11 protein-coding genes are annotated in these 14,257 nt (G+C 66.6%); 2 read left to right on the top strand and 9 right to left on the bottom strand.

The window, feature by feature from the left end; genetic code table 11:
• Window positions 1–34: 34 nt before the first annotated feature.
• From lepB to rpoE, 5 genes are all read right to left on the bottom strand, one after another.
• A complete protein-coding gene (lepB, locus tag ABB25_RS02845; protein ID WP_057663449.1) occupies window positions 35–850 on the bottom strand; it encodes a signal peptidase I in 816 nt (271 codons plus the stop codon).
• A 57-nt stretch (window positions 851–907) separates the two neighbouring features.
• A complete protein-coding gene (lepA, locus tag ABB25_RS02840) occupies window positions 908–2,701 on the bottom strand; it encodes a translation elongation factor 4 (RefSeq protein WP_057664423.1) in 1,794 nt (597 codons plus the stop codon).
• Between the two features lie 173 nt (window positions 2,702–2,874).
• Window positions 2,875–4,398, bottom strand: a complete 1,524-nt coding sequence (locus tag ABB25_RS02835; RefSeq protein WP_057663446.1) for a DegQ family serine endoprotease — start codon at window positions 4,396–4,398, stop codon at window positions 2,875–2,877.
• A gap of 102 nt (window positions 4,399–4,500) precedes the next feature.
• The gene (locus ABB25_RS02830) at window positions 4,501–5,307 is read right to left on the bottom strand and encodes a sigma-E factor negative regulatory protein (protein ID WP_057663443.1); all 807 of its coding nucleotides are present in this window, start codon (window positions 5,305–5,307) and stop codon (window positions 4,501–4,503) included.
• Entirely contained in the window at window positions 5,304–5,924 is a 621-nt protein-coding gene (rpoE, locus tag ABB25_RS02825; RefSeq protein WP_057664421.1) for an RNA polymerase sigma factor RpoE, read from the bottom strand. Before rpoE ends, ABB25_RS02830 begins: the two co-directional genes overlap by 4 nt.
• Window positions 5,925–6,151: 227 nt before the next feature.
• On the opposite strand from rpoE, the gene ABB25_RS02820 reads away from it, so the two are divergent.
• Complete coding sequence (locus ABB25_RS02820) at window positions 6,152–8,200, top strand: 3-hydroxyacyl-CoA dehydrogenase NAD-binding domain-containing protein (RefSeq protein ID WP_057664420.1); 2,049 nt, start codon at window positions 6,152–6,154, stop codon at window positions 8,198–8,200.
• Between the two features lie 198 nt (window positions 8,201–8,398).
• Complete coding sequence (locus ABB25_RS02815) at window positions 8,399–9,781, top strand: GGDEF domain-containing protein (protein ID WP_057663442.1); 1,383 nt, start codon at window positions 8,399–8,401, stop codon at window positions 9,779–9,781.
• A gap of 59 nt (window positions 9,782–9,840) precedes the next feature.
• Here ABB25_RS02815 and ABB25_RS14170 read toward each other — a convergent pair whose 3' ends face one another.
• The 4 genes from ABB25_RS14170 to ABB25_RS02800 form a co-directional block, all read right to left on the bottom strand.
• Window positions 9,841–10,533 carry a methyl-accepting chemotaxis protein gene (locus ABB25_RS14170; protein WP_169787796.1) on the bottom strand — a complete coding sequence of 231 codons (693 nt, stop codon included), beginning with the start codon at window positions 10,531–10,533 and terminating at the stop codon, window positions 9,841–9,843.
• Window positions 10,418–11,926, bottom strand: a complete 1,509-nt coding sequence (locus ABB25_RS02810; RefSeq protein ID WP_057663439.1) for an MCP four helix bundle domain-containing protein — start codon at window positions 11,924–11,926, stop codon at window positions 10,418–10,420. The genes ABB25_RS14170 and ABB25_RS02810 overlap by 116 nt, the downstream gene beginning before the upstream one ends.
• A 134-nt stretch (window positions 11,927–12,060) precedes the next feature.
• The gene (locus tag ABB25_RS02805) at window positions 12,061–13,191 is read right to left on the bottom strand and encodes a fatty acid desaturase family protein (RefSeq protein WP_057663437.1); all 1,131 of its coding nucleotides are present in this window, start codon (window positions 13,189–13,191) and stop codon (window positions 12,061–12,063) included.
• A gap of 2 nt (window positions 13,192–13,193) precedes the next feature.
• Window positions 13,194–14,255, bottom strand: a complete 1,062-nt coding sequence (locus tag ABB25_RS02800; RefSeq protein ID WP_057663434.1) for a ferredoxin reductase — start codon at window positions 14,253–14,255, stop codon at window positions 13,194–13,196.
• Window positions 14,256–14,257 lie beyond the last annotated feature (2 nt).

The following is a 14,257-nucleotide window of genomic DNA, read 5'->3' as shown; positions in this document are numbered from 1 at the left end:
GCTTGCTCCCCGCAGAAAACGGCCCAGCGCCGTCTTATTGAATACGCGTCCCGATGCGCGAGGCATCGAAACTCCCCTTGCAGAACCAATCCTGGCAATTGAGCCAGATGATAAAGGCCTTGCCACGCAACAGCTCGTCGGGCAGGAAGCTGGTCTGGGTCCAGAACCGGCTGTCCTCGCTGTGGTCGCGGTTGTCGCCCATCACGAAGTACTGGCCTTCAGGCACCACCCAGTCGCCCTGGCCAAACGGGTGGACGAAACGCAGGTCTTCCAGCACCGTGTGCTCGCGCCCGGGCAGGTTTTCCACCAGCAGCGACTTGCCGGTCATGTCCGCACCCGGCCCCTGGCCAATGTAGTTGCCCTTGAGCTGGTAGGTCACCGGCTCACCGTTCAGGTACAGGGTATTGCCACGGAAGCCGACACGGTCACCAGGCAGGCCGATGATGCGCTTGATCCAGTTCTGGTCCGGGTCATGCGGCGGCTTGAACACCACCACGTCGCCGCGTTCCGGTTCCCAGGTCGGGATGATCTTGGCATTGCTGATCGGCAGGCGCAGGCCGTAGGAGAACTTGTTGACCAGGATGAAATCGCCGATCAGCAGGTTGGGCATCATCGAGCTGGACGGAATGCGGTAAGGCTCGGCAACGAAGCTGCGCACCACCAGCACTACCGCCAGCACCGGGAAGAACGAGCGTGACCAGTCCACCAGCACCGGCTCACTGCCATCATCGAGAAGCCCGGCGCGCGCCAGCCGGCGCTTGCGCCAGTACAGGCGGTCAAACAGCAGCACCAGCCCGGAGCCCAGCGTGAGCACCACCAGTGCGATCTCGAAAAACTTGAACAGTTGCATGCAGGTTCCTTGTCACTGCCTGGCGCCAGCCAGCAGGGGGACCACCAGGCCGGCGGCTTATTTGTTGTCCATCTGCAAGACGGCCAGGAAGGCTTCCTGCGGGATTTCCACCCGGCCCACCTGCTTCATCCGTTTCTTGCCTTCCTTCTGCTTTTCCAGCAGCTTCTTCTTGCGCGAAACGTCGCCACCATAACATTTGGCCAGCACGTTCTTGCGCATCGCCTTGACCGTGGTCCGGGCAATGATCTGGGCACCGATGGCGGCCTGGATGGCGACATCGAACATCTGCCGCGGGATCAGGTCCTTCATCTTCTCGCACAGCTCGCGGCCGCGACGGTCGGCATGGCTGCGGTGCACGATCAGCGACAGTGCGTCGACCTTGTCGCCATTGATCAGCACGTCCACGCGCACGAAGGGGCCGGCCTCGAAGCGCACGAAGTGGTAATCCAGCGAGGCGTAGCCGCGGCTGACCGACTTGAGCTTGTCAAAGAAATCCAGCACCACTTCGGCCATCGGCAGCTCGTAGCTGATCTGCACCTGGCTGGCCATGTAGGTGATGCCGATCTGGGTGCCGCGCTTTTCCTCGCACAGCTTGATGATGCTGCCGATGTGCTCCTCGGGGGTGAGGATGTTGGCGCGGATGATCGGCTCGCGGATTTCGGCAACGGTATTGACCGGCGGCAGTTTGGCCGGGTTGTCCATCATCACGATGTCGCCGTCGCTCTTGAGCACCTCGTAGATCACCGTCGGCGCGGTGCTGATCAGGTTGAGGTTGTACTCGCGCTCCAGGCGTTCCTGCACGATTTCCATGTGCAGCATGCCCAGGAAGCCGCAACGGAAGCCAAAGCCCATGGCTTCGGAGCTTTCCGGCTCGAAGCGCAGCGCCGCGTCGTTCAGGCGCAGCTTGTCCAGCGCCTCGCGCAGGTCCGGATAGTCGTCGGCATCGACCGGGAACAGGCCGGCGAACACGCGCGGCTGCATTTCCTGGAAGCCCGGCAACGGCGACTCGGCCGGATCGGACAGCAGGGTCAGGGTATCGCCCACCGGTGCGCCATGGACGTCCTTGATGCTGGCGTTGATCCAGCCCACCTCACCGGCACGCAGGGACTTGGTCTCCTTGCGCTTGGGGGTGAACACGCCGACCTTGTCGACCTGGTGCCAGCGCCCGGTGGACATCACCAGGATCTTGTCACCGGCCTTGATCTCGCCCTGCATCACGCGCACCAGCGAGACCACGCCCAGGTAGTTGTCAAACCAGGAGTCGATGATCAGGGCCTGCAGCTTGTTGCTGCCGCGGTCCTTGGGCGGCGGGATGCGATGCACGATCGCTTCGAGCACCTCTTCGATGTTCAGCCCGGTCTTGGCACTGACCGCGACCGCCTCGGAAGCATCGATGCCGATCACCGCCTCGATCTCGGCCTTGGCTCGCTCGATGTCGGCGGTCGGCAGGTCGATCTTGTTCAGGACCGGCACCACCTCCAGGCCCTGCTCGATGGCGGTGTAGCAGTTGGCTACCGACTGTGCCTCCACGCCCTGGGCCGCATCCACCACCAGCAGCGCGCCTTCGCAGGCGGCCAGCGAACGGCTGACTTCATAGGAGAAGTCGACGTGGCCGGGGGTGTCGATGAAGTTCAGGTAGTAGGTCTGGCCGTTGCGGGCGGTATACGGCACCGACACCGACTGCGACTTGATGGTGATCCCACGCTCGCGCTCGATCGGGTTGTTGTCGAGCACCTGCGCTTCCATTTCACGCGCGGTCAGGCCACCACAGAGCTGGATGATGCGATCAGACAAGGTCGACTTGCCATGATCAACGTGGGCAATGATGGAGAAATTGCGGATGAACTGCATCGAATCGTGGGACATAGGTGGCGGCGGCGGCGCTGCGTCGTCAAAGATAACGGGGCATTATCGCACGGCTGGTGGCCCATCGCGTCGGCCGATCCAGCCCGGCGGTTCATACAGCAGGCTCCGGCCGCAGCCGCAGCCGGAGCCTTGATCCAGTACCAGCCGGCAGCCGGGGGTTACCCGGCCTTGACCGCAACGAACGCATTGGCGCCACCGGCGCGCACCAGCAGCATGATCACGTCATCCTTCTTGTAACCGGCCAGCTGGCGGTTCAGCTCGGCCACCGAGCCGACCTTGTTGCGCCCGACCTGCAGGATGATCATGCCCGGCGTCAGCCTTGCCTGCCGCGCCGCATCGCCGCTGACCTGGGCGATGCGCACGCCCTGCCCGGCCTCCAGGCCCGCCTGGCGACGCTGGGCATCGGTCAGCTCGACCACGTCCAGCCCGAGCAGGGCCACCGTGCCGGACTCCGGCGTGGCCGGACGCGCGGCCTGTTCGCCACCGTTGGCCGGACGCTGGGCATCCTCCTCCAGCACGCCGAGGGTGGCGGTGAACTTGCGCGGGCGCCCCTCGCGCAGCACTTCCAGCTCGACCTTGCTGCCCGGGCTGAGCAGGCCGATGCGCGGCGGCAGGTCCGAGGCGCTGTCCACGGCCACGCCGTTGACCGCGCGGATCACATCGCCGGCCTCCAGCCCGGCCTTGGCAGCGGCACTGCCGGCCACGACCTCGTTGACCAGCGCGCCGCGGCTGTCAGGCAGGCCAAAGCCCTGCACCATCTCCGAGCTGACCGCGCCGACACTGACCCCCAGGCTGCCGCGGCTGACCTTGCCGGTACTGCGGATCTGCTCCACCGCGCTCATCGCCAGGTCGATCGGGATCGCAAAACTGATGCCCATGAACCCGCCGGAAGCAGAGAAGATCTGCGAGTTGATGCCGACCACCTGGCCTGAGACATCCAGCAGCGGGCCACCGGAATTGCCCTGGTTGATCGCCACATCGGTCTGGATGAAAGGCACATAGCGCTGCTCGGCGCTGGTGCTGCGGCCAACCGCACTGACGATGCCGGCGGTGACCGAGTGGTCCAGACCGAACGGCGAGCCGATGGCCACCACCCACTGGCCGGGCTTGAGCCGGTTGGAATCGCCGATGGCCAGCACCGGCAGGTCCTTGGCATCGACCTTGAGCAGGGCCACGTCGTACTGGGCATCGGAGCCGACCACGGTGGCGGTGAACTCGCGGCGGTCGGGCAGCTTGACCTTGACCTCGGCCGCACCGTCGATCACATGGTGATTGGTCAGCACATAGCCATCGGCGGAAATGATGAAGCCCGAGCCCATGCCGCGACCGCGGATCTCCGGTGCGCCGCCCTCACCACCGGGCGCCGGGAAGCCGAACTCGGGGCCGAAGAAACGGCGGAAGAATTCCGGCATCTGGTCCATGTCAGGCCCATTGCGGCGGGCCTGACGGCTGCGCACGATGGTGGTTTCAATATTGACCACCGCCGGACCGACGCGATCGACCAGCTGGGTGAAATCGGGCAGGCCGGCGACCAACGGCGCCGCGGGCGCGGCAGGGGTGGCAATCGGCGCGGCGGCCTGTGCGCTGGGCTCGGCTGGCTTGGCACAGGCACTCAGCGGCAGGCACAGGGCCAGCAGGCACGACAACGGCAACGCACGTGGACGCAAGGTGATGGGGTTCATACCGGGTGATACCTCGTGATGAAAGGAAAATTCAGGCCTGCGGCAGCCGCTGCTGCCAGCCGAATGGGGATGCAGCGGTGACATGGATCTGCCGACACTGCCTCAAGGCTGCGGCACCGTCTGCCAGTGGCTGCTGGCGGCCGCATCGCGCGGTGGCGCGAACGGGCTGCCGGCTGCGGGCAGGCGGACATTGAAGGCATCCGCTCGCCCCAGCTGCGAGCGCGGCCAGGGCCGGGCATGCACCGGCTCGATCGGCAGCGCGAACGGCGAGGCCACACTGTCAGGCGGTATCTGCCCAGCCACCATTGGCGGGGCTGCGGCCGCATCGGCCGGTGGTGCCGGCCGTACGCGTCGGGCCAGGGTCGATTCGGTCGCTTCGCGGGGCGCAGCGACAGTTGCAGCCGCCACAGCTGCCTGCAGCGGTGGCGCCTGTGCCGCAGCCGGGGCAACCGCCGTGGCCGGCTCGGCGCCCTTCACCGGCAGCTCCGGCGCAGCCGTCCCGGACACCAGCAGGGGCGACGGAGCGGGCACCGGCGCACGGCCGGGCAACAGCAGCACCGCCACCAGGGCCATACATGCCGCCAACGCACCACCGGCGACCCACCGCCGCGGCCTGGCCCGGTGGTCGGCCGCAGTCCTGGGCAAGGCAACCACTGGCGGCAGCGCCAGCGCCACGCGCGCGGCAAAATCAGCCGGTGCCACCGCCCCCAGCTGGCCGCGCAGCACATCACCGGCGATCTGCCAGCGCTCCTGGCAGGCCGACAATTCCTGATCGTGCTCCAGCCGTCGGATCAAAAAGCGGGCCTGGTCGGCCGACAGTTCACCATCGATCAGGGCGGACAACTGCTGGCGATGCAACGCATCCACGCGCTGCAGGGCCGGGTCGTGGTCAGGCGAGTTCGGGTTCATGCTCGGCTCCGTTCACGGGTGGCGCTGCGCCCTTCCAGCAGCGGGCGCAGCTGTTGATCAATCGCCTCGCGGGCGCGGTAGATGCGTGAGCGCACCGTGCCCACCGGGCAGTTCATGGCCTGCGCAATCTGCTCATAGCTCAGGCCCTGCACCTCACGCAGCTCGAAGGCCTGGCGCCAGTCGGCCGGCAGCTGTGCCACCGCGGCCAACACACACTGCTCGACCTGCTCGCGCATCAATTCGCGCTCGGGGGTATCGGTATCGCGCAGGCGGGCACTGTCGCTTGCCACTTCGGCGTCGACCAGGTCGATGTCAGCGGCCGGCGGGCGCCGGTTCTGCGCGGCGAGATGGTTTTTGGCGGTATTCACGGCGATTCGATGCATCCAGGTCGAGAACTGGGCGTCGCCACGGAAGCTGTCGATGGCACGGAACGCGCGCACGAAGGCTTCCTGGGCCACGTCCTGGCATTCACTCCAGTCGGCGATGTACCGACCGATCAGCGCCAGCACCCGGTGCTGGTGGCGACGCACCAGCACATCGAAGGCGGCACGCTCACCGGCCTGTACCCGCCCGACCAGGGTGTGATCGGGTTCTTGTGGCATTACTACGTCGGCCATACGGGCCAAAGCTCCTTCCCGCCCAGCCGAAGTCGGGCATTGAGACTGCCAAGATGCAAAGAAGTTCCCGCTGGTTTGAAAACTCCACCTGTCTGGATTCAACCACGGTTGTCCGGGCCTGCCGTGGGCCAGCGTAACCGCTGCGCCGTGGACAAAGGATTTGACGGCAGGCGAACAACCTTCCGATGATAGCCACCTTATCCATACACAACCGAATGGAACGTCCCATGCTCCCAGGCTTTGATGGGCTCCGCTTCAATCACTGGCAGCCACGACTGCGTGATGACCGCGTCCTGGTACTGACCCTCGACCGCAAGGACAGCGCGGTCAATGCCATGTCACAGGATGTGTTGCTGGAACTGGATGCGCTGATCGAGCGCATCACCATCGATCCGCCACGGGCGGTGGTGATCACTTCGGCCAAGGCCGCCGGCTTCATTGCCGGCGCCGACCTGAAGGAATTCCAGCAGTTCGATGTGCAGGGCACGGTTGGCGATGCGATCGCCCGTGGCCAGAACGTCTACCAGAAGCTGGCTTCCTTGCGCGTACCGACTGTTGCCGCCATCCACGGCCACTGCTTGGGTGGTGGCACCGAACTGGCCCTGGCTTGCCGTTACCGCGTGGCCGCCGACAACGCCCGCATCGGCCTGCCCGAAGTGCAGCTGGGCATCCTGCCCGGCTGGGGCGGCACCGCCCGGCTGCCGCAGCTGATCGGCGCACCGGCGGCCATGGACATGATCCTGACCGGCCGCAACCTGTCGGCCAAGGCAGCGCGGGCCAATGGCCTGGTGGACAAGGTGGTGGAGCTGCCGCTGCTGGAAGATGCCGCCGCGGCACTGGCACTGAAGGGGGCCGTGCGCCCGTTCAAGCAACGCGCCACCGCCTGGGCCAGCAACACCTGGCTGGCGCGCAAGCTGCTGGCCCCGCAGATGACCAAGCAGGTCGCACGCAAGGCGAAGAAGGCCCATTACCCGGCCCCGTACGCGGCCATTGCCGCCTGGGAAAAGACCGGTGGCGCCGGCATCGGTACGCGCCTGGCGGCAGAACGCCGGGCCGTGGTCAAGCTGGCCTCCGGCCCGGTCGCACGCAACCTGATGCGGATTTATTTCCTGTCCGAGCGCCTGAAGGGCCTGGGCGGCAAGGAATCGGGTATCGGCCACGTGCATGTGGTCGGTGCCGGGGTGATGGGCGGTGATATTGCCGCCTTTGCCGCGCTGAAGGGCTTCAACGTGACCCTGCAGGACCGCGAACAGCGCTTCATCGACGGCGCGCTGGCCCGTGCCCAGACCCTGTTCGAGAAGAAGGTGCGCGATCCGGCCAAACGCCCGGAAGTGGCCGCCCGTCTGCAGGGCGACCTCAATGGCGACGGCGTGGCCAGGGCCGACCTGGTGATCGAGGCGATCATCGAGAACGCCCAGGCCAAGCGTGAGCTGTACGCGGTGCTGGAGCCGAAGATGAAGGCCGATGCCCTGCTGACCACCAACACCTCCTCGATTCCGCTGACCGAGCTGCGCGACCACATCGCCCGCCCGGCCCAGTTCGCCGGCCTGCACTACTTCAACCCGGTGGCGCAGATGCCGCTGGTGGAGATCATCCACCACGACGGCATGGCCGCGGAAACCGAGCGCCGGCTGGCCGCGTTCTGCAAGGCACTGGGCAAGTTCCCGGTGCCGGTGGCCGGCACCCCGGGCTTCCTGGTCAACCGCGTGCTGTTCCCGTACATGCTCGAGGCCGCCAATGCGTATGCCGAAGGCATTGCCGGCCCGCTGATCGACAAGGCCGCGGTCAACTTCGGCATGCCGATGGGGCCGATCGAGCTGCTGGACACCGTTGGCCTGGACGTGGCCGCCGGTGTCGGCCATGAGCTGGCCCCGTTCCTGGGCCTGCAGATTCCCGCGGCGCTGGCCACGGTCGATCCGGCCAGGCGCGGCAAGAAGGACGGCCAGGGCATCTACACCTGGACCAACGGCAAGGCGGTCAAGCCGCCGCTGGCCAAGGATGTCCAGATGCCCAGCGACCTGGAAGACCGGCTGATCCTGCCGCTGCTCAACGAGTCGGTGGCGTGCCTGCACGAGGGTGTGGTCGCCGATGCCGACCTGCTCGATGCCGGGGTGATCTTCGGCACCGGCTTTGCACCGTTCACCGGTGGGCCGATCCAGTACATCCGCAGTGTCGGCGCGGACGTGCTGGTGGCCCGGCTCAAGGCCCTGCAGGGCCGTTACGGCGACCGCTTCGCGCCGCGCCCGGGCTGGGACAACCCGACGCTGCGCAGCTGAGCCTGCCCGCCCGGAGACAGGACAACGGCTACCCCCCGGGGTGGCCGTTGTCGTCTGCTTCGGTTGCCGATGCAACAAAACTGGCAGCCAGCTGACCAGGCCGTACCCGGGGCTGCAGGCGGGGCTCAACGCGGGCCACGCCTGGCCGATAATGATCGATCATCAAGGTTGGCACGTTGACCGACCGCAGAGCCTTCAATGCCCGCAACCTCCCCTGTCGTCCTCGATGACGCTGCCATCCCCCTGGCCCACGCCTGGCGCCAGGTCCTGCTGGAAACCCCGGCCCCGGCCCTGGAGCTGCTGTCCGGGCTGGCCACCGATGCCCCACCGGAGCTGGCAGTGCAGTTCTATGCTGCGCTGATGGAAGACCCGCGTGCCAGCCGCTTCCTGGATCATGACCAGGTGCGCAACCGGCTGCAGCCGGCAATGCAGCGCTGGCTGGTCCAGGTTCTGTGCGCCCGCGCCGGGCAGGTGGAACAGCTGATCAGCCTGCAGGGCGTGATCGGCGATGTGCATGCCCGCGTCGGCATCCCGGTGGACCTGGTCGGCCGTGGCATGCGCGTGCTGCTGGTGTCCCTGGTCAAGCTGCTGTACGCGCGCAGCCAGGACCGGCAGATCGCCCATGCCGCCAGCATGTGTCTGCTGCATTCGATCTGCATCGCCCAGGAGGGGATGACCCAGGCCTATACCCGGGCCAAGGACCGCTCGGCGCGTGCCGATGCTGCCTACCGGCTGTTTTCGCTGGTGCAGAATGTCAGCGCCGAGCGCGAGCGCCAGCGTGCACTGCTGCTGGACTGGGAAAACCAGCTGCTGTACGCGCTGGCCAGTCCGGACAGCCTGGCCACGATCGAGCCGCTGGCCGCCTCCGAGTTCGGTCTGTGGTTCATCCACAAGGGCATCCCCAGCTTCGGCCAGAACAGCGAGACCGAGCACCTGAGCAGCCTGATCACCCAGACCGATCAGCTGCTGGCGCAGCTACAGGCCGGTGGCGTCGCCCAGACGGCGAACCTGATGCCGGCCCTCCGCCAGCAGCTGGAACAGATCCGCTCACTGCAGACCATGCTGTTCGAGCGCATCGGCGAGCTCGATTCCGGCAGCGATCCGTTGACCAACCTGCTCAACCGCCGTTTCCTGCCCACCGTGCTGCGCCGCGAGATCGAGCTGACCACCAGCAATGGCACCCGTTTTGCGGTGCTGTTGATCGACCTGGACCATTTCAAGGCGATCAACGACCAGCATGGGCATGAGACCGGCGACCGCGCGCTGCAGCATGTGGCCGCGACCCTGTCCCAGCACACCCGCGGCAGCGACTACCTGTTCCGCTACGGCGGCGAGGAGTTCGTGGTCGTGCTGGTGGGCGTGACCACGCTGCAGGCGATGGTGATCGCCGAAAACCTGCGCAAGCTGGTCAGCAGCAATCCGCTGAGCCTGCCCACCGGCGGCGAGCTGGCGCTCACCGCCAGCATTGGCGTGGCCGCTTTCGATGGCCACCCCGACTACCAGCGGCTGATGGCCCGTGCCGATGCGGCGATGTACCAGGCCAAGAACGGCGGTCGCGACCAGGTTCAACTGGCGCCCTGAGGCCACTTGCAGGCCTGCCTGCCCGGCAAGCTGTCCTGCCGGGCAGGCGCCTGTGCCGATCAGGGCAGGCGGAAGCGTGATGCCGCCTGCAACAACGACTGACCCAGCGAACGTACCTGCTCGGACTGCAGGCAGGCGCGCTGGGTGCTGTCCACCATCACCTCGGTCGCCTGCAGGACCGTGGTGACGGTTGCCCCCAGTCCGACAGCCTCCTGGCCCTGACGCTGCGCTGCCTGTGCCAGGTGCGTCATGCGCTCGCTGACAGCTGCGATGTCACGCACCAGGTCGCCCAGCTGCTTGCCACTGTCCTCCACCTCGGCCACGCCTCCAGATACCTGCTGGCGCGATAGATCAATCAGCGTGCGGATGTCCTTGGCCGATGTGCCCTCACGCTGGGCCAACTGGCGCACCTCGTCGGCCACAACGGCAAAACCACGCCCATGCTCGCCGGCACGGGCAGCTTCAACGGCCGCATTGAGCGCCAGCAGGTTGATGCGGAATGCCAGGCCATCGATGACCGAAACGATATCCACCATCCGTGCCGACGTCCGGGCAATGGCCTGCATCTGGCCCACCGCACGCTCCATGCGCTGACCATTGCTGCGCGCCCCTCCGGCAGCGCTACCTGCCAGGGCATCAGCCTCGCTGGCCTGGCCAGCGTTGTCCTGGATGGCCAGCGCCAGTGCGCCCAGGCCGGCTGCAGCGGCCTGCAGGGCCTGCGCCTGGCGGGCGCTGTCGTGGGGCCATGGCACTGCTGTCACCCAGCAGCTGGTTGGCAGAGGCCTCCACGCCGCGGGCCACATCCACAATGGCGCGCACCATCTGCGCCAGATTGCCGGCCGAGACATTGGCATCGTGCTGGATGCGGGCAAAGACACCTTGCGCTGCGCCGGCCAGGCGCGCGCCCAGATCGCCCGACGCAAGCGCGCGCAGGAAACCGGACTGCTGTTCCAGATGGCCATCCACGGTGGCCATCAGGGCATTGAGCTGCTCGACCATTGCACGAAAGTCATGATCAAAGGCCTGCGCATCTCCGCGCTGGCTGAAATCACCGGCTGCCGCTGCGCCAGCCAGATGCTGGATGGCGTCATGCAGGCGCATCAGATTGGCCTTCACCCCATCCATGTGGGTACTGAGTGCTGCCATCTGGCCCGGCAAGCGCGGCATGTCCTCGCTCAAGTCGCCTTCGGCGTATCGCGACATCAGGTGCGCCAATTCGTTCTCGGTACGCACATGCACCGCTACCAGCATGTTGGTCTGCTCGACCATGCGCGCGAACTGGCCGGGAAAAAGCGTCGAATCGATACGGTAATCCATCGCACCGGCGGCGTGCTGCCGTTCCATCTCCGACTGTGCCTGAACCACATCCACCAGCCGCTGCTTCATACGCGCCATCGCTGCACGCAGCTGCGCCACCTCGTCCCGTCCCTTGGCCGCGGGGATGTCGAAATCCAGATCGCCATGACTGATCCGCTCGGCCACACGCGCCGTATCGCCGAAGGCACCCACCACCTGTGCGCCCACCAGGCGGGCAATGATCAGACCAACCACCAGGGCCAGTACCGTGGCGCCGATCATCAACCAGGCAAACCCTGCGGCCACATCGCGCGCCTGGTCGGCGGCCTGGCGGCCTTTTTCTTCCTGCCAGCGGATGAAGGCATTGATGCTGGCCAGCCAGTCCACCAGGCCCGGACGCACCTCGTCCATGGCAGCGGCCATGTCTTGCGGCAGCGCCCCGAGCTGGCGCAGTTCGCGCACCCGCGCAACTCCCGGCTCCACCTGCTGCTGTTTCAGCTGGATGGCCTGCAGCAACGGGTGATCCTGCGCATCGGCATCGCGCGCCAGCACCTCATCCAGCGCCTTGGCGGCACGCTGGTAATCTGCCGTCAGAGCATCGATACCGGCCAGTGCCTGCTGACGGGATGGCCCATCCTCGAGCATCACCACATCGCGCAGGGCAATGGCGCGGTCATGCACGCTGCCGCGGAAATCGATGGCATGGCGCTGTTTGACGCTGCTGACCTCATTGATCTGGGTAAGCGCTGCATCAATCCGGTTGACCTGGATGATGCCGACCACGGTAAGCGCCACCATGAGCGCAATGACCAGCAGGAAGCCGGCAGTAAGTTTGTGGCCGATACGCATGCAGGTAACCGGGAAGCGGGGATTGCAGCGCAGAGCGGCCACACTGCCCAGGACTTGAACATCGCCAAGCCAATTGCCGGAAACAGCAAACCCGCGCCAGGCGCGGGTTTGCTGTTGACTGCGCTGGCTGCCGCTCAGTGCGCCGCTTCGGCGACCAGCGCAGGGCGGGCTGCCGGCTTGCTCGGCAGCGAATGGCGCAGGATGCGCCAGACCACCTGGCCGAACTGGCGGGCCATGGAGCCGGTGTTGTAGTGCTGGCCGTAGCGCTCGCAGATCTGGCGCACTTCCACCGCCATCGCCGCATAGCGGTTGGCCGGCACATCCGGGTAGAAGTGGTGCTCGATCTGGTGGGACAGGTTGCCGGTGAGGATGTGCATCCACTTGCCACCGGTCAGGTTGGACGAGCCACGCAGCTGGCGCAGGTACCAGTGGCCGCGGCTTTCGTTCTGTACGCACTCCTTCGGGAAGGTTTCGGCATCGGCGGTGAAGTGGCCGCAGAAGATCACCACGTAGGTCCAGACGTTGCGCATGCCGTTGGCCACCAGGTTGCCCAGCACCACGGTCAGGAAGAACGGGCCGGCCAGCGCCGGGAACAGCACGTAGTCCTTGAGCAGCTGCTTGGTCACCTTGCGCCGCACCGGCGCCGACTGCTTCCACAGCTGGCCCACGGTGGCCTTGCCCAGGAACAGCCGGCCAAGGCGCAGGTCCTGGATGGCGATGCCCCACTGGAAATACAGCGCAAAGATGATCGCGATCAGCGGCTGGAACAGGAAGAACGGGTGCCAGCGCTGCTCCGGGAAGATGCGCAGCAGGCCGTAACCGATGTCATCGTCCAGGCCTCGCACGTTGGTATAGGTGTGGTGGCTGAAGTTGTGGGTCTTGCGCCAGCTTTCCGAGGTGCCGGCAATGTCCCATTCGTAGGTCTTGCCCTGCAGCGCCGGATCGCCCATCCAGTCGTACTGGCCGTGCATCACGTTGTGGGCCAGCTCCATGTTTTCCAGGATCTTGGACAGTCCCAGCAGCAGCGCGCCGAGGATGCCCGCCGGCCACAACAGCAGCGGTGCAAACAGTGGCGAGAAGGCGGCCACATACAGCAGCACACGGCCGGCCACGCCGATCCAGCGCACGGCCGCTTCGACCTTGCGGATATAGCGGGCGTCGGCATCACCCAGGGTGGCGACATGGCGCGCACGCAGCGCATCGAGCTCGTTGCCGAAGGCCTCCAGCTCGGCCGGGGTCAGGGGGCGGTTGTTTACCGAAGACATGCTTACAACTCCAGAATCAGGTCGGTACTGGCGCGGTTCACGCACAGTTTGATGGCCGTGGACGGCTCGGCGGTGACATCGCCATTGAGGACATTGCGCACCACGCCTTCACGCTTTTCGCAGGTGCAGGTATTGCACACGCCCATCCGGCAGCCGGCCGGCGGGTGGATGCCCTGCGCCTCCAGCGCAGCCAGCAGCGGGGTGCCGCGCGGGATCCGCAGGCGCTGGCCGCTGCGTGCCAGCTGCAGCTCGACCTCGCCGTCGGCGGCGTCATCGATGGGCGGCAGGCTGAACGCCTCGGCCTGGAAGTCGGCCACCTGGCCATCCAGGCGCTGCCCGGCCGCCTGCACGAAACCGGCGGGGCCACAGGCCAGTACCCGGCGTGCGGCCAGCCCGGCAATCCCGGAAAAATCAAACCCGTCCACCCGTGGTGCCGGTTCCGGGTCATCGCCGGTAACGGCCAGCTGGTAACGGAAACCGCGGTGGCGCGCCGCCAGTGCCGCCAGTTCTCCGGCAAAGCACTGCTCGCTGCGCTGACGCACCCAGTAGACCAGGTCCACCGCCACCGGCATGCCGGCCGCATCGAGCTGGCGCAACAGCGCGCGCATCGGCGTGATGCCACTGCCGGCGGCCAGCAGCAGCAACGGCTGGCGGGCATCATCGGCCACCACCATCTGCCCGAACGCCGGGCTGATGGCCAGGGTCGCGCCGATCGGCAGGCCACCGGCCAGCAACGCACTGACCTTGCCGCCCTTGACCAGCTTGGCGGTGATTTCCAACCGGCCATCGGCCAGCACGGTCGGGCTGTAGGAACGGGTGATCAGGCGGCCATCGACCTGGACACTGAGATTGATGTGCTGGCCGGCACGCAGGCCGCTGAAATGGCGGTTGGGCTGGAGCACCAGGGTGACCGCGGCCGAACCTTCGGCACGCCGGCTGACCAGCCGGGCCAGCGGCCGGCGCAGGGTCCACAACGGATGCACGCGGGTCGACCAGAAATCAAAGAAGGCTTCAGTGACCCACGGAATCGGCGGCGGCGTCGGGTTGTGGTAGCGGTATTTCATGG

The organism is Stenotrophomonas koreensis, assembly GCF_001431525.1.
GTDB classification, from domain to species: domain Bacteria; phylum Pseudomonadota; class Gammaproteobacteria; order Xanthomonadales; family Xanthomonadaceae; genus Stenotrophomonas; species Stenotrophomonas koreensis.
This window is presented reverse-complemented; position numbering and strand designations above follow the sequence as displayed.

Excerpts from the sequence above, each read along its gene's own strand:
- lepB (WP_057663449.1), bottom strand. The coding sequence starts at position 850 with ATGCAACTGTTCAAGTTTTTCGAGATCGCACTGGTGGTGCTCACGCTG.
- lepA (WP_057664423.1), bottom strand. The coding sequence starts at position 2,701 with ATGCAGTTCATCCGCAATTTCTCCATCATTGCCCACGTTGATCATGGC.
- ABB25_RS02835 (WP_057663446.1), bottom strand. The coding sequence starts at position 4,398 with ATGAACCCCATCACCTTGCGTCCACGTGCGTTGCCGTTGTCGTGCCTG.
- ABB25_RS02830 (WP_057663443.1), bottom strand. The coding sequence starts at position 5,307 with ATGAACCCGAACTCGCCTGACCACGACCCGGCCCTGCAGCGCGTGGAT.
- rpoE (WP_057664421.1), bottom strand. The coding sequence starts at position 5,924 with ATGGCCGACGTAGTAATGCCACAAGAACCCGATCACACCCTGGTCGGG.
- ABB25_RS02820 (WP_057664420.1), top strand. The coding sequence starts at position 6,152 with ATGCTCCCAGGCTTTGATGGGCTCCGCTTCAATCACTGGCAGCCACGA.
- ABB25_RS02815 (WP_057663442.1), top strand. The coding sequence starts at position 8,399 with ATGCCCGCAACCTCCCCTGTCGTCCTCGATGACGCTGCCATCCCCCTG.
- ABB25_RS02810 (WP_057663439.1), bottom strand. The coding sequence starts at position 11,926 with ATGCGTATCGGCCACAAACTTACTGCCGGCTTCCTGCTGGTCATTGCG.
- ABB25_RS02805 (WP_057663437.1), bottom strand. The coding sequence starts at position 13,191 with ATGTCTTCGGTAAACAACCGCCCCCTGACCCCGGCCGAGCTGGAGGCC.
- ABB25_RS02800 (WP_057663434.1), bottom strand. The coding sequence starts at position 14,255 with ATGAAATACCGCTACCACAACCCGACGCCGCCGCCGATTCCGTGGGTC.